Raw genomic sequence first — 15,257 nt, 5'->3', positions numbered from 1 at the left:
CTGCTCACGGGGCCATCGGCCCGTTGAACAGCGTCCCGAAATAATCGCCCTTGTTCCACACCGGGCGTGTCGGCGCGTCGGCGATTTCGCGCGCGATGCGATAATTGACGTCGACGAAACGCACGCCTTCCTCCCACCGGATCGGCTGCGACAGATCGTCGCTCGGCTTGTGATAGTTATTGGCGAAGAACTGCGCCACCGCCGCCTTGCCCGGCCCCCGCTGGCCAGGCCACAGGAACACCGAGGGCACGCCCTTCTGCACGAAGCGGAAGTGATCCGAACGCACGAAGATCGCTTCATCGGGCATCGGATCGGGCGACAGCGCCAGCCCGGCGCCGGTCACCGCGCGGCGGATCACCGGGCCGAGCGTCGAGCGATCGCCGCCGAACGCGATCATGTCCTCGAAGCGATAGGTAAGGATCGGCATGTCGAGATTGACGTCGGCGACGATCCCGGCGAGCGGCACCGTCGGGTGATTGGCGAAATAATCGCTGCCGATCAGCCCCTTTTCCTCCGCCGTCACCGCGAGGAACAGGAGCGTGCGCTTGGGCGCGCCTTCGCGGCCGAAGCGCTTGGCTTCCTCGATCAGGCTGGCGATGCCGATCGCATTGTCGAGCGCGCCGTTGTGGATCTTGTCCGCCGCGGTGCCGCTGACGCCGACATGGTCGAGGTGCGCCGAGAGCACGACGACATCCTTCGCGAGCACCGGATCGCTGCCCGGCAGCACGCCGACAACGTTCGACGAACGCGCCGGCGCGAAGCTCGTCCGCGTTGCGACCGACAGCGTTGCCGGCAGCGCCTCGGCGACGAACTTCGCATTGGGTTTGTCGGCTTCCTTGGCGACAGTCGCCCACGGACGGCGCGCGCCGGCGAAGAGCTTCTCGGCCCCGGAAAGGCTCAGCGTCGCGAGCGTCGGCACGCCTGCATCGACATGGCCGGTGCCGTCGGGGTTCGCCCACGCCATCCGCGTGTGGCCGTTCGCCGCGACCTGCCCGGCGAACGCGCGCTGCCGCTCCGACCGGGGCGTGGTCAGCACGATCGCGCCCACCGCGCCATGCTCGGCAGCAAAGCGCGCCTTGGTGGTGGTCGAGCCGAGCCAGGCGCGCTCCTCACCGGTCATCGATGCCGGCGAGCCGCTGGCGAAAGCGACGATCTTGCCGCGCACGTCGATCCCGCGATAATCATCGCGGCCATAGTGGCTCGCGACGATGCCATAGCCGACGAACACCACCGGCGCCGCGACATTGGTCTCCTTCGCGCGCGGGTTGGGCGAAACGAGGAAGTCGGTGCCTTCGGCGAGCGGCGTGGCCGCGCCGCCGCGCGATACGTTCAGCACGCCCTTGCCGTCCGCCTTGTACGCCACGAGCGGCACGTTCTGGAGGTACGCGCCCTTGTCGCCGCCGGGCTTCAGCCCCGCCGCGAAGAACTGCGACGCGACATATTCGGCGGCGATGTCATATTCGGGGCTCCCCGCCTCGCGCCCCTTCATCGCGTCCGCAGCGAGAAACATGACATGGCCCTTGATCGCCGACGCCCCTGGCGAAAGCGGCGCAGCATCCTGCGCGATGGCGGCGACGGGCAGGGTCGAGAGGCAAAACGCTAGAACGAAACGACGCATGGAGTTTCCAATAACCCCCCGTTCGTCCCGAGCGAAGTCGAGGGACAAGCCACAAGCAACATCGTCTGCGGCACATGCCTCGACTTCGCTCGGCACGAACGGGAGGGGATGATGTAAGACGCTGTTCTAGCATCGCGAAGGGTCACCACAAGCATTAGCGATGGAACCACACGCCTCCCCGTCTATATTCCACGCATGCTCGATGTCCTTACCGCCCCCGCCGTCCCTGCCGTCAAGCGTCGCGAGGCATATCTGCCGCCGGCCTGGCTGGTGCCCGAGGTTGCGCTCGACATCGCGCTGGATCCCGCCACGACGCGCGTCCACGCCCGGCTCAACGTCACGCGCAACGCCGCGCCGGGCGAGCCGCTGCGGCTCGACGGCGACGGGCTGACGCCGCTCGCGGTCCGCGTCGATGGTGTCGCGATCAATGATTGGCGGATCGAGCACGACCAACTCGTCATCCCGCTCGCGGGCGACGCGCACGTCGTCGAGACCGAGGTGGAGATCGCGCCCGATCGCAACACGCAGCTGATGGGGCTCTATTCGTCGGGCGGCAACCTGTGCACGCAATGCGAGGCCGAGGGCTTCCGCCGCATCACCTTCTTCCCCGATCGGCCAGACGTTCTCGCCACCTATCGCGTGCGGATGACCGCCGAAAAGGCGCGTTATCCCGTGCTGCTCGCCAATGGCGATCCGATCGCGCAGGGCGACAATGCCGATGGCACACATTGGGCCGAGTGGCACGATCCGTTCCCCAAGCCATCGTACCTGTTCGCGCTCGTCGCCGGCGATCTCGCCTGCAACCGCGGCACCTACGTCACCCGTTCTGGCCGCGAGGTCGAACTCGGTATTTGGGTGCGCGAGGCCGATCTGCCCAAGACCGATCATGCGCTCGATGCGCTCAAGACGTCGATGGCGTGGGACGAGCGCGTCTATGGCCGCGAATATGATCTCGACGTGTTCAACATCGTCGCGGTCGACGATTTCAATTTCGGCGCGATGGAGAACAAGGGGCTGAACATCTTCAACAGCCGCTACATCCTCGCCGACGCCGATACCGCGACCGATTACGATTACGACGCGATCGCCACCGTCGTCGCGCACGAATATTTTCACAATTGGTCGGGCAATCGCGTCACGTGCCGCGACTGGTTCCAGCTGAGCCTCAAGGAAGGCTTCACCGTCTTTCGCGATCAGGGCTTCTCCGCCGACCAGGGCTCGGCCGCGGTCAAGCGGATCGAGGACGTGCGCGGCCTGCGCGCCAGCCAGTTCCCCGAGGATTCCGGCCCGCTCGCGCACCCGGTTCGCCCCGAAAGCTACCAGGAAATCGCCAATTTCTACACCTCGACGATCTACAATAAGGGCGCCGAGCTGATCCGAATGATGGCGACGATCCTCGGCCCGGTGAAGTTCCGCGCCGCCTGCGACCTGTATTTCGACCGGTTCGACGGCACCGCAGCGACCTGTGAGGATTTCGTCGCGTGCATGGAGGAGGCTGGCGATGTCGACCTTGCGCGCTTCCGCCTCTGGTACAGCCAGGCCGGTACGCCCCGCGTGTCCGCCAGCCTCGTGCATGACGGCGGCCGCGCCACGCTGCGGCTCGCCCAGCACGTGCCGCCGACACCGGGCCAGTCCGACAAGCAGCCGATGGTTCTGCCGCTCCGGTTGCGCCTGTTCGGCGCGGAGACGGGCGAACCGCTCGGCCCCGAACAGCTCGTGCTGCTCGACGGGACGAGCGAATCGATCGTCTTCGACGGCATCGCCGAGCGCCCGGTCCTGTCGATTAACCGCGGCTTCTCCGCCCCGGTAACGATCGAAAGCGACCGCACCGCCGCCGACCTCGCTTTCCTCGCGCGGCACGATGACGATCCCTTCGCGCGCTACGAAGCGATGCAGCAGTTGATGCTCGACACGCTGGTGGCGGGCACGCTGGAAGGTCGCGCAAGCCATCAGGCGGTGATCGACGCCGTCGCCGACACGCTCGACAATCCTGCGCTCGACCCCGCGTTCATTGCCGAGGCGGTGCTGCTGCCGTCGGAAAGCTTCATCGGCGACCAGCTCATGACGGTCGATCCCGAGGCAGTATACCGCGCCCGCGAGGCGCTGCGCGGCGATCTCGGCCGTGCGCTCGCCGAGCGCTGGCGCTACATCTACGAAACGAACGCGAGCACGGCGCCCTATGAATATACGCCCGCAGCCAAGGCCGCGCGCCGAATCCGCAGCGTCGCGCTCGGCTATATCGCCGCCTCGGGCGCGAGCGACGCCGCGGCGCTCGCCTTCCGCCAGTTCGAGCGCGCCGACAACATGACCGATCGCCAGGGCGCGCTCACCGTGCTCGTCAGCGGCGACAGCGACCTGCGCGAGGCGGCGCTCGACATCTTCTACAATCGCTATGCCGGCAATTCGCTGGTGCTCGACAAATGGTTCCAGACGCAGGCGCTGTCGAGCCGAACCGATACCCCTGCGGCCGTCGCGGCGCTTGCCGAGCACCCCGATTTCACGCTGGCCAATCCCAACCGTGCGCGCAGCCTGATTGGCGCCTTTGCGGTCAACCAGCGTGCGTTCAACGTGGCTGACGGTACGGGCTACCGCTTCCTCGCCGATCAGCTGATCGCGCTCGACCGGCTGAACCCGCAGACCGCAGCGAAGCTGCTGCCGCCACTCGGCCGCTGGCGCCGCTTCGATCCCGCACGCGCCGCGCTGATGCGGGCGGAACTCGAGCGGATCGTGGGGACACCTGGGCTGTCGAAGGACGTGTTCGAACAGGCGTCGAAGAGTTTGGAGGGGTGATTGCGGTCTAGCCCATCCCGTCATCCCAGCGCAAGCTGGGATCGCTCGCGTAGGTCGCTTCGCAAGAGCCGCAAGCGACCCCAGCTTTCGCTGGGGTGACGACATTGGCGGGGCACCCTGATTTGCGCCCCGCTCCTACATCAAGCCACCCGCGAACCGGTCAGCGGAAACGTCCCGAACGCGCCCGCGCCGACATTGCCTGACACGGTGTCGCCTTCGATCACCACGTTCATGTCGAGCGTCATCGGCATCGGCACCGTCATCTGCTGCTTCCAGGTGAGCGTGTTGCCGTTCACCTCACCCGAAACATCGCTCGAGCCCATCGCGCCCGAATTGGTGCCGGTAAAGGTGCTACCCTCGCTCTTCACCGTGAGCGTCGACTTCTGATCACCCAGCGGCGACTTGACCACGACGTCGTACGTACCGTCGACTCCAGACATCATTTGCTCTCCATTGACGCGCCCGCCACGGACGCTGCGCTCGTGACCTCCACTGGCAGTCCCAGCGTGTCAAGCTGCGGCCGGACGACCTTGGCATCGCCGATCACCACCCAAACGAAGCGACTCGGATCGATGACGCTACGGATCGCGCCGTCGAGCTGCGCGCGCGTCATCGCGCGATAGCGCTGCGTGATCGTCGCGAAATAATCGTCGGGCCGCTGGTACAGGTCGTTCGATTGCATCGCCCCCAGAACATGGCCGGACGTCTCGAAATCACCCGCCAGCGAGCGCGTGGCACCCGTGATCGCGCGGTCGAACTCGGCCTGCGTCAGCGGCTTGGCGCCGACGAAGCCGCCAATCTCCTGCCGCAGCGACGCGATCGCCGCGCCGGTCTTGTCCGCCTGCACCGGCGCGACGATCACATAAGGCGCGGCAAAAGCGTTACGGCTGAAACTACCGTACGCGCCATAGGACCAGTGCTTGGTTTCGCGCAGGTCCATGTTGATCCGGCCGAGGAAGTCCCCGCCGAGCGCATCGTTGGCGGTGATCACCGGCAACAGGTCCTGCGTGCCCTTCAGGCCGGTCCGCAGCGCGCCGGAAATCCGCGATTGCGGCGAATCCGGCCGGTCGATCAGGATGATCCGCGCCGCGGGCAAGCTGCGATCCTCGCGGAACACCTTGCTGCCCGCCGCGCCCTCGGCCGTCCACCCGGCGAGCGCGCGATCGAGCGATGCTTTCACTTCCGCCAGCGGCCGATCGGTGACGACGAAGATTTTCGCCTTGTCGGGCCGCATCCATGCGCGGTGGAACGCCACCAGATCCGCGCGCGTGAGCGACTGCACCGCCGCCGCGTCGCCACTGCCGCGCTGCTTCGCATAGGGGCTGCCCGAACCATACAGGATTGGCGGCACGATGCGCTGCGCGATCCCCGCCGGATCGGTCAGCTCCTGCGCGATCTGCGTCAGCATCTGGCCGCGCACACGCGCAAGCTCGCTCTCGGGAAAGCTCGGTGCGCGCAGCAGCTCGGCCCATAGCCCGAGCGCCGGCTCCAGATTGGCGCTCGGCGCGCGAAAGCTCACGGTCGTGCGATCGGGCGACGAGCCGGTGTAGATATCGAGCCCCAGCCGCTCCTTCGCCTCGGCGAGCTGGATCGAACTGTACCGCGCCGTCCCCTCGTCGATCATCGCCAGCGTCATCGCTTGCGTGCCAAGCTTGTCGGGCACGTCGGCGGCGATGCCGGCGTCGAAGCTCGCCACCATCTGCGTGACGGGCACGGTGGTGCGATTAGCATAGACCAGCTCGATGCCGTTCGCGAGCCGGACGCGCTCGACCTTCGGGAAGGCCAGCGTGCCGACTTCCCCGACCTTGGGCATCGGCGCGCGCGTGCCCTTCGGCGCGGCGTCGGGCACCGCCGTGACGGCGGCCTCGGGCGGCACCTGCGCCTCGTCATATTTGTCGCGCTCGCCCGGCAGCACGGTCAGCGCATAAGCCGGCTTCGTCAGCCACGCCTGCGCCGCCGCCTTCACCGTCTCCGGTGTCTGCGCCGCAAGCCGCGCAAGCTGCTTCTTGTAGAAGCCCGGATCGTCCGAATAGAGCGCGCCCTCCGCCAGCGCGACTGCCTTGCCGCCCGATCCGCCGACCGATTCGAGCCCGCCAATCCGCCGCGAAATGCTCGACGTCAGCGTGCGCTGCACTTCGTCCGCCGTCGGCCCGTTCTTCACGAAATCGGCAACCAGTTCGTCGAGCCGCTTCGCCACGATCGCCGGATCGACATCGGGCCGTACGATCGCATGGATCGTGAACGTGCCGACCTGCGCGAAATCGGAATAGCTCGCGCTCACCTGCACAGCGGTCTTGTCGCCCTTCACCAGCGCATTGTCGAAGCGGGAGCTGGCGAGGCCGCCGAGCACAGCCGCCGCCACTTCAAGCGCTGGCGCCGCGGGATCGTTGAGCCCCGGCACCGGCCAGCTCTTCATCACGAGTGGCGCGGCGACGCGATCCTTCATCACCTCCGCCTTCGGCGAGGTCAGCACCGGCACCGCGGCTGGCGGCGCGACGCTCTTCGGCCCCGCCTTGATCGCGCCGAAATACTTGGTCGTCAGCCGCTTGGCGGTGGCGAGATCGATATCGCCGGCGAGCACCAGCACGGCGTTGTTCGGGCCGTAATGATCGCGGAACCACGCTTTCACGTCGCCGAGGCTCGCCTTGTCGAGGTCCGCCATCGACCCGATCGTGCTGTGGCCATAAGGGTGCGTCGCGGGAAACACGCCTTCGATCAGCTTGTAGCTAACGAGGCCATAAGGCTGGTTATCGCCCTCGCGCTTTTCGTTCTGGACGACGCCGCGCTGCTCGTCGAGCACCGCTTGCGAGATCGCGCCCGTCAGATAGCCCATCCGATCGCTCTCGAGATACAGCGCCTGTTCGAGCGCGGCGGTCGGCACCGTCTCGAAATAATTGGTACGGTCGAAATAGGTCGTGCCGTTGAGGTCGGTCGCGCCGACCTGCTTCAACGGCTCGAAGAAATCACCCGGCGCATTCTCGCTGCCGTTGAACATCAGATGCTCGAACAGATGCGCGAAGCCGGTCTTGCCCGCCGGCTCGTGCTTCGATCCGACATCGTACCACACCGACACCGCCACCACCGGCGCCTTGCGATCGGTATGGACCACCACACGCAGGCCGTTCGGCAGCGTGAATTGCTCGAATGGAATATCGATCGCCTTTACGAGCGACTCCACCGGCGCGGCAGCAGGGAAAGGGCTGGCAACCGGTGCCTGGGCGGTAGCGGGAACGGCAAGGGCAATCGCCGCGACGCTCGCGGCCAGCTGGATCGACAAACGCAACGCACGGATCTCCTAGGAACTGCGCCCAGAGCTTAGGCGTGACGAGCGGCGGGCGATAGTCGGCAACACTTCGTCACAGATATTGACTGCCTAGGCAACCGTTGCCAAGGCAAACGATATGCCGTTCACCGATTCGACCTTCAGCCCGGAGACGTCGCCTGGCTATCTCGTGCGGCTGATCCACCAGATGAGCGTGGCGGCGATCGATCGCGCGCTGGCAGCCGACGGAATGACGGCGACGCAATGGACGACGCTTGTCTCCCTCTATTTCAACCACGCCGACACGTGCGGCGGGCTAGCCCGCGCGCTCGGTCACGATGCCGGCGCGATGACGCGGATGGTCGATCAGCTCGAGGCGAACGGCTGGGTCGAGCGCCAGCGCGACGCGATCGATCGCCGCATCGTTCGCCTGTCGCTCACCGCAGCCGGCCGCGATGCGGCCGTGGCGGCCAAGCAGAAGGTGATCGCTTGCTGGAACGGCTTCCTCGCCGACTGGAGCGACGCCGAAGTCGCCGACCTGATCGCGACGCTCCAGCGCCTGCGGCACACGATGGAGAGTGATCCATGCGCGGCGTGAGTTTGCGGGCGGCAGCCCTATCCCAAATTCCGTTCGTGTCGAGCAACGTCGAGACACCGCAGGGAGCGGCGGTCCCTCGACTTCGCTCGGGACGAACGGGCGTTTTGCTAGCCCTTACTGCGCTCGCCGCCTGCACCCCGCCCGACACCCGCCCGCAGCTCACCCAGCGCGCGCCCGCCGACCTCGCGCTAACCGGCGCGCCGACGCCGGCGATCGACCCGATGTGGTGGACCGCGTTCGGCGATCCGCAGCTCGATCGGATCGTCGCCGACGCGTTCGCGGGCAGCCCGAACCTCGACGCCGCGCTCGCGCGCGTGCGGCAGGCGCAGGCGGTGCTCGCACGGCGCGATGCCGATAACGGCCCAGAAATCACCGGCGACGGCAACGCGCAGGTCGCGCGGCTGTCGGGCCGCTACACCATCCCGCCGCCCTTCGCCGGCAGCGTCCGGTTCCTCGGCAACGCGCAGGCGAACCTGTCGTGGAACCTCGACCTGTTCGGTCGCCAGCGCGCGGCGATCGACAGTGCGCGCGCGTCGCTGACGGCGGCGCAATACGACATCGACGCGGCGCGGCTGATGCTCGCCGGCTCCATCGTCGCGACCTATGCCGAAGTGGCGCGTGCCGAGCGCATCGCGGCGATCGCCCGCTCGACGATAGGCGCGCGCGAACGTGCCGTGCGGCTGGTCAATGTCCGCGCCGAGAACCGCCTCGCGAGCAAGCTCGACATCCAGGCCGCTACCACGCTGCTAGCGCAGGCGCGCGTCGCGCTGACCCGCGCCGACGCCGCGCGGCTGCTCGCGACCGACGCGCTGGCCGCGCTCGCCGGCCGCGGTGCAGATTATCCTGCAACCATCGGCCCAACGCGCCTCGCCGAGCCCACCGCGCTCGCGCTGCCGACCACCATCCCCGCCGATCTCCTCGCCCGCCGCCCCGACATCGCCGCCGCCGCCGCGCGGGTCGATGCCGCCGCCGCCGGGCGACAAGTCGCGCGCCGCGCCTTCGATCCCAACGTCAATCTCATCGCGCTCGCCGGGCTGCAGGCGGTGGGGATCGGCAATTTCTTCGATCCGCAGGCCGGCACGCTCGGTGCGGGCGGCGCCTTCCATTTGCCGATCTTCGATTCCGGGCGGCTCAAGGCCGATCTTGCCGGCGCGACCGCTGCGGTGGACGTGGCAATCGCCGATTACAACGCCACGGTCGTCGGCGCGGTGCGCGAGGCGGCCGACGCGCTCGCCACGATCCGCGCCAATCAGGCCGAAGCGCAGGCGCAAGGCGACATCGTGCGCGGCTTCGCCGAGACAAACCGGCTGAATGCGGTGCGCGTCTCGGCGGGGCTGGAATCACGCCTCACCGGCATCGATACCGATATCCGCCTGCTCGACGCGCAGCTCGCGCAAGCAACGTTCGGCGTCGACGCGCTCGCCGCCCGCGCGCGGCTCGCCCAGGCGCTCGGCGGCGGCTTCGACCCTGCGCGCGACCCTCTTGCCTCTCGGACAGACACGCCATGACCGACACCGCCGTCCCCCCTCCCCCGGCCGGCAAGCCCGTGCTGCGCCGCCGGCTGCTGCTCGCGCTCGGGCTCGTCGTGGTCGTCGCGCTGGCCATCTGGGCGGTGTTCCACTTCCTGCTCGGGGCGCCGGAAGAGGAGACCGACGACGCCTATGTCGCGGGCGACGTCGTCACGATCACCGCGCGCGATCCGGGCACGGTTCTGGCGCTGCATGCCGACAATACCCAGTCGGTGAAGGCCGGCCAGCCGCTGATCGACCTCGATCCGCTGACCGCCGACGTAAACCTCGCCGCCGCCGAAGCCGAACTCGCGCGCGCCGTACGCGGCACCCGCGCCGATTTCTCACGCGTCACCGAATCTAATGCCAGTGTCGTGCAGGCCGAGGCACAGCTCGCCGCCGCGCGCGCCGATTACGGTCGCCGCCGCGGCGCCGCTGCCGAGGGCGCCGTCTCGGGCGAGGAACTCAGCCACGCCGCCGATCAGGTGAAGGTCGCCAGCGCCGCGCTCAACCTCGCGCGCAGCCGCCGCGTTCAGGCGCAAAGCACCGTCGCGGGCACCGCGGTCGGCACCAACCCCGCCGTCCTCGCCGCGATCGCCAATTACCGCCGCGCCGCCATCGTGCGCAGCCACATGCACGTCGTCGCGCCGATCGACGGCGTGGTGGCGCAGCGCAATGCCCAGCTCGGCCAGCAGATCGCCGCCGGCACGCCGCTGATGGCGGTCGTCCCGCTCAACCGGCTGTGGGTCGATGCGAACTTCCGTGAGACGCAGCTGAAGGATTTGCGGCTCGGCCAGCGCGCGACGGTGATCGCCGACGCGTACGGCGACGACGTCGTCTATCACGGCCGCGTCGTCGGGCTGTCCGCCGGCAGCGGCAGCGCCTTCGCCTTGCTGCCGCCGCAGAACGCCAGCGGCAACTGGATCAAGATCGTCCAGCGCGTGCCGGTGCGCATCATGCTCGATCCGCGCGAGCTTGCCGCCAATCCCTTGCGCGTCGGGCTGTCGGTGACCGCGACGGTCGACACCGCCGACGTTCGCGGGCCACGCCTCGCACAGCCTGCGGCAGTGCCATACCGCGGCAACAGTGCGCCCGCCGACCCCGCGGTCGAGACGAAGATCGCCCAGATCATCGCGGCGAACCGGTGATGTGCGCTACGCACATCCTCCCCAAGCACAGCTTGGGGAGGGGGACCATGCAAAGCATGGTGGAGGGGAAATGCCACGAGCGCCCCGCCTGCGGCATTTCCCCTCCACCAGCTACGCTGGTCCCCCTCCCCATCTGCGATGGGGAGGACGCATGAGCGCCCAGCCCGCCCCGCTCACCGGCGGCCGGCTGGCGCTCGTCGCCTTCGCGCTGGCGCTGGGCACCTTCATGATGGTGCTCGACGGCACGATCGCGAACGTCTCGCTCCCGACGATCGCCGGCAACCTCGGCGTCAGTTCGGATAACTCGACCTGGATCGTCACCTTCTTCGCGGTCGCCAACGGCATTTCGGTGCCGCTCACCGGCTGGCTGATGCGGCGCTTCGGCGTGGTGCGCACCTTCTGCGTCTCGCTCGCGCTGTTCACCATCGCCTCGTTCCTGTGCGGCATCGCATGGAACCTCACCTCGCTGATCGTCTTCCGGGTGATCCAGGGCGCGGTCTCTGGCCCGATGATGCCGGGCAGCCAGGCATTGCTGATCGCGGTCTTCCCGTCGGACAAGCGGGCCACCGCGCTCGGCATCTGGTCGATGACGACGCTCGTCGCGCCGATCATGGGGCCGATCCTGGGCGGCTACATCTCCGACAATTATCACTGGAGCTGGATCTTCCTGATCAACCTGCCCTTCGGCCTCTTCGCCGGGCTGATCTGCTGGTCCAACCTCAAGAGCCGCGAGACGCCGACGGCCAAGGTGCCGATCGACACGATCGGGCTGTGCCTGCTCGTGATCTGGGTCGGCTCGCTGCAGATCATGCTCGATCTCGGCAAGAACGCCGATTGGTTCAACGATCCGCTGATCGTCGTGCTGACCATCGTATCCGCGATCAGCTTCGTCGCCTGGCTGATCTGGGAGCTGACCGACGCGAACCCGATCGTCGACCTGTCGCTGTTCAAGAACCGCAACTTCGCCGTCGGCAGCCTGGCCTTCTGCCTCGGCTATGCGGTGTTCTTCGCCAACATCCTGCTGCTGCCGCTGTGGCTGCAGACGCAACTTGGCTACAACGCCACCTGGGCCGGGCTGGTGGCCGCACCGAGCGGCGTGGTGGCGGTGCTGCTGACGCCATTCGTCGCGCGGCTTTCGGGCAAGATCGACGCGCGCATACTGGCGACGGTGGCGTTCACCTTCTTCGCGATCAGCTATTGGATGCGATCGGGCTATACGACCACCGCGAGCTTCTACGATCTCATGCTGCCGTTGCTGGTGCAGGGCGTCGCGATGGCGACCTTCTTCCTGTCGATGCTGACGATCGCGCTGGATCGCATTCCGCCCGAGCGCATCCCGTCCGCGTCGGGCCTGTCGAATTTCACCCGGCTCGTCGCCGGCGCGTTCGCCGCGTCGCTCATCACCACCGCCTGGGATCGCCGCGAGGCGTTGCACCAGGCGCGGCTCTCCGAAGCGGTCGGCAACGGCATGCCCTATCGCATGGCAGTCGAGAGCCTCGGGCGGCTCGGGATGGATGCGACACAGGCTGCCGGCGCGATCACGCGGCAAATGGTGGGCCAAGCCTATCTGCTCGCCTCGACCGACCTGTTCCGCCTGTCCTCCTGGCTCTGCGCCGCGCTCACCATCATCGTGTGGTTCTGCCGCCGCCCGCAGACCGGCGGGGGGCCGGCCGTCGCCGCGGATTGATCTTGCGCCCTGCCCGCGTGCTCCGCATAGCCGGGCCGAGAAACGGGAGAGGGCAATGGATCTGAAGCTCAGCGACGAGCAGGCGATGCTCCGCGATACGTTGACGCGCTATCTCGCGCAGCACCATGCGTTCGATCCACACCGCGCGCGCGACACCGATGCGTTGTGGCAGGCGCTGGGCCGCGATCTAGGCGTGCTGGGCGCGACATTGCCGGCGGACTTGGGCGGCTTGGGTGGCAGCGGCGTCGAGGCGATGGTCGTCGCCGACGCCCTCGGCGAAGCACTGGCGACGATCCCCTACATCGAGTCGATCGTGATCGCCGGCGGGTTGCTGAAGCGGATCGACGACGCGCGCGCGACCGCGCTCCTCGCGCAGATCGCGGACGGCAGCACGCGCGTCGTGCTGGCGGCGGGCGAAGCAGACAGCCGGCAGGCGCTCGAAGCCGTCGCCACGACCGCGCGGCGCGAGGGCAACGGCTGGGCGATCGATGGCGCCAAGACCGTCGTCGCCGGCGCGCCCGGCGCCGACTGGCTGCTGGTCACCGCGCGTACCGCGGGCGCACCGCGCGACATCCGCGGCGTCTCGCTATTTCTCGTCCCCGCCGACGTGGCCGGCCTCACGCGCCACGACTACCGCCTGATCGACGGCCTGCCAGCGTCGGACCTCACGCTCGCCGACGTCCGCCTGCCCGCCGACGCGCTGCTGGGCGCGGAGGGCAACGCGCTGCCGCTGCTCGAACAGGCGCGCGACGAAGGCATCGCCGCGCTCTGCGCCGAGGCGGCAGGGCTGACGCGCAAGATGCTCGCCGATACCGTGGCGTATACCAAGGAACGCAAGCAGTTCGGCCAGCCGCTCGCCAGCTTCCAGGCGCTCCAGCACCGCATGGTCGACATGTACATCGCGGTCGAGCAGGCGACCTCAGCGGCGTACCTAGCCGCGCTCAACCTCGACGGCGATGCCGAAGCCCGCGTCCGCGCCATCGCTGCGGCTAAAGCGACGGTTTCCGATGCGGTACGCTTCGTCGGCCAGAACGCGGTGCAGCTGCACGGCGGGATGGGCATGACCGACGAACTGGCGGTCGGCCATTACTTCCGCCGCGCCACCGCGATCGAGCAGCAGTTCGGTGCACCCGACCATCACGTGAAGCGCTACGCGACGCTGATGCGCGCGGAAGCGGAAGCGTAGCCTACTCCCTCTCCCCTCGTGGGAGAGGGTCGGGATGAGGGGGTGTCAACGGGCGCTGCTCTCGGTGAGACACCCCATCCCCCAGCCCCTCCCACAAGGGGAGGGGAGCATAGGTTACAGCACGTACCGGCTCAGATCCGTATTCCGCGCCACGCTGGCGAGATGCTTGTCGACATACGCCGCATCCACCACCACCGCCGTGCCCGCGCGATCCTCCGCCTCGAAGCTCACTTCCTCCAGCAGCTTCTCCATCACCGTCTGCAACCGCCGCGCGCCGATATTCTCGATCTCGCCGTTCACTTCGGCCGCAATTCGCGCCACCGCGCGAATGCCATCCTCGGTGAACGACACATCGACACCCTCGGTCGCGATCAGCGCGGTATATTGCGACGGCAGCGACGCCTTCGTGTCGGACAGGATCGCGACGAAATCGTCCTCGGTCAGCCCCTTCAGCTCCACACGGATCGGCAAGCGACCCTGCAGCTCGGGCAGCAGGTCGCTTGGCTTGGCGACATGGAACGCCCCGCTAGCGATGAAGAGGATGTGATCGGTCTTCATCGGGCCATACTTGGTCGACACGGTAGTGCCTTCGATCAACGGCAGCAGGTCACGCTGCACGCCCTCGCGGCTCACCGATCCGCCGCGCACGTCGCTCACAGCGATCTTGTCGATCTCGTCGAGGAAGACGATCCCGTTCGCCTCGGCATCGGCCAGCGCCGTGCGGCTCACCTCGTCTTGGTCGAGCCGCTTGTCGGCCTCTTCCTCGACCAGTTTCTCCCACGCAGACGGCACGCTCAGCTTGCGCCGCTTGGTCTGCCCGCCACCGAGCTTGCCGAACATCTCGCCGAGGTTGATCATCCCCATCTGCGCGCCGCCGGGCATCTCGAACGGCATTTGCGGCGCGGTCTGCAAATCGAGCTCGATCTCGGTCTGCTCGAGATGCCCGTCGCGGAAGCGCTGGCGGAAGCTTTCGCGCGTCGCCTGGCTTGAATCCTTGCCGACCAACGCATCGAGCAGCCGCGCCATCGCGGCTTCCTCGGCCTTGTCCTTCACCGCGACGCGGCGGCGCTCCTTTTCCAGCCGCACCGCTTCCTCGACCAGGTCGCGCGCGATCTGCTCCACGTCGCGGCCGACATAGCCGACCTCGGTGAACTTGGTCGCCTCGACCTTCACGAACGGCGCATCGGCAAGTTTCGCCAGCCGCCGGCTGATCTCTGTCTTGCCGCAGCCCGTGGGCCCGATCATCAGGATGTTCTTGGGCGTCACCTCGTCACGCAGATCGGGGCTCAGCTGCTGGCGTCGCCAGCGGTTGCGCATCGCAACCGCGACCGCGCGCTTGGCGTCCTTCTGTCCGATGATGTGAGCGTCAAGGGCGGCGACGATCGCCTTGGGGGTAAGATAGTCCTTCATCACCGCGGCATATCGGGGTGCGGTGGCAGGGGATCAAGCCGAGCGCCACG

At 67.9% G+C, this 15,257-nt stretch carries 10 protein-coding genes; 6 read left to right on the top strand and 4 right to left on the bottom strand.

Annotated features, from left to right (window positions below; genetic code table 11):
- Positions 1-4 precede the first annotated feature (4 nt).
- A complete protein-coding gene (locus LLW23_RS11035) occupies positions 5-1,618 on the bottom strand; it encodes a M28 family metallopeptidase (RefSeq protein ID WP_228945480.1) in 1,614 nt (537 codons plus the stop codon).
- Positions 1,619-1,813: 195 nt separating this feature from the next.
- On the opposite strand from LLW23_RS11035, the gene pepN reads away from it, so the two are divergent.
- Positions 1,814-4,408: an aminopeptidase N gene (gene pepN / locus LLW23_RS11030; protein WP_228945478.1), complete on the top strand. Its 2,595-nt coding sequence runs from the start codon at positions 1,814-1,816 to the stop codon at positions 4,406-4,408.
- Between the two features lie 140 nt (positions 4,409-4,548).
- On the opposite strand, the gene LLW23_RS11025 is transcribed toward pepN, so the two are convergent.
- Positions 4,549-4,848 carry a hypothetical protein gene (locus tag LLW23_RS11025; protein WP_228948551.1) on the bottom strand — a complete coding sequence of 100 codons (300 nt, stop codon included), beginning with the start codon at positions 4,846-4,848 and terminating at the stop codon, positions 4,549-4,551.
- Complete coding sequence (locus tag LLW23_RS11020) at positions 4,848-7,691, bottom strand: M16 family metallopeptidase (RefSeq protein WP_408641949.1); 2,844 nt, start codon at positions 7,689-7,691, stop codon at positions 4,848-4,850. Before LLW23_RS11020 ends, LLW23_RS11025 begins: the two co-directional genes overlap by 1 nt.
- 118 nt (positions 7,692-7,809) lie before the next feature.
- Between LLW23_RS11020 and LLW23_RS11015 the strand changes: the two genes are divergently transcribed.
- From LLW23_RS11015 to LLW23_RS10995, 5 genes are all read left to right on the top strand, one after another.
- Positions 7,810-8,268 carry a MarR family winged helix-turn-helix transcriptional regulator gene (locus tag LLW23_RS11015; protein ID WP_228945476.1) on the top strand — a complete coding sequence of 153 codons (459 nt, stop codon included), beginning with the start codon at positions 7,810-7,812 and terminating at the stop codon, positions 8,266-8,268.
- Between the two features lie 104 nt (positions 8,269-8,372).
- Positions 8,373-9,776, top strand: a complete 1,404-nt coding sequence (locus tag LLW23_RS11010; RefSeq protein ID WP_228945475.1) for an efflux transporter outer membrane subunit — start codon at positions 8,373-8,375, stop codon at positions 9,774-9,776.
- Positions 9,773-10,924, top strand: a complete 1,152-nt coding sequence (locus LLW23_RS11005; RefSeq protein WP_228945473.1) for an HlyD family secretion protein — start codon at positions 9,773-9,775, stop codon at positions 10,922-10,924. The genes LLW23_RS11010 and LLW23_RS11005 overlap by 4 nt, the downstream gene beginning before the upstream one ends.
- A 151-nt stretch (positions 10,925-11,075) precedes the next feature.
- Complete coding sequence (locus LLW23_RS11000) at positions 11,076-12,611, top strand: DHA2 family efflux MFS transporter permease subunit (RefSeq protein ID WP_228945471.1); 1,536 nt, start codon at positions 11,076-11,078, stop codon at positions 12,609-12,611.
- 55 nt (positions 12,612-12,666) lie between these two features.
- Positions 12,667-13,797, top strand: a complete 1,131-nt coding sequence (locus LLW23_RS10995; RefSeq protein ID WP_228945469.1) for an acyl-CoA dehydrogenase family protein — start codon at positions 12,667-12,669, stop codon at positions 13,795-13,797.
- 114 nt (positions 13,798-13,911) lie between these two features.
- On the opposite strand, the gene hslU is transcribed toward LLW23_RS10995, so the two are convergent.
- Positions 13,912-15,207 (bottom strand): ATP-dependent protease ATPase subunit HslU, encoded by a 1,296-nt coding sequence (gene hslU / locus LLW23_RS10990; protein WP_228945468.1) that lies wholly within the window; start codon positions 15,205-15,207, stop codon positions 13,912-13,914.
- Positions 15,208-15,257 lie beyond the last annotated feature (50 nt).

Source organism: Sphingomonas radiodurans (assembly GCF_020866845.1).
GTDB lineage: Bacteria > Pseudomonadota > Alphaproteobacteria > Sphingomonadales > Sphingomonadaceae > Sphingomonas > Sphingomonas radiodurans.
This window is presented reverse-complemented; position numbering and strand designations above follow the sequence as displayed.

Coding starts and splice junctions, on each gene's coding strand:
- LLW23_RS11035 (WP_228945480.1), bottom strand. CDS start 1,618: ATGCGTCGTTTCGTTCTAGCGTTTTGCCTCTCGACCCTGCCCGTCGCC.
- pepN (WP_228945478.1), top strand. CDS start 1,814: ATGCTCGATGTCCTTACCGCCCCCGCCGTCCCTGCCGTCAAGCGTCGC.
- LLW23_RS11025 (WP_228948551.1), bottom strand. CDS start 4,848: ATGTCTGGAGTCGACGGTACGTACGACGTCGTGGTCAAGTCGCCGCTG.
- LLW23_RS11015 (WP_228945476.1), top strand. CDS start 7,810: ATGCCGTTCACCGATTCGACCTTCAGCCCGGAGACGTCGCCTGGCTAT.
- LLW23_RS11005 (WP_228945473.1), top strand. CDS start 9,773: ATGACCGACACCGCCGTCCCCCCTCCCCCGGCCGGCAAGCCCGTGCTG.
- LLW23_RS11000 (WP_228945471.1), top strand. CDS start 11,076: ATGAGCGCCCAGCCCGCCCCGCTCACCGGCGGCCGGCTGGCGCTCGTC.
- LLW23_RS10995 (WP_228945469.1), top strand. CDS start 12,667: ATGGATCTGAAGCTCAGCGACGAGCAGGCGATGCTCCGCGATACGTTG.
- hslU (WP_228945468.1), bottom strand. CDS start 15,207: ATGAAGGACTATCTTACCCCCAAGGCGATCGTCGCCGCCCTTGACGCT.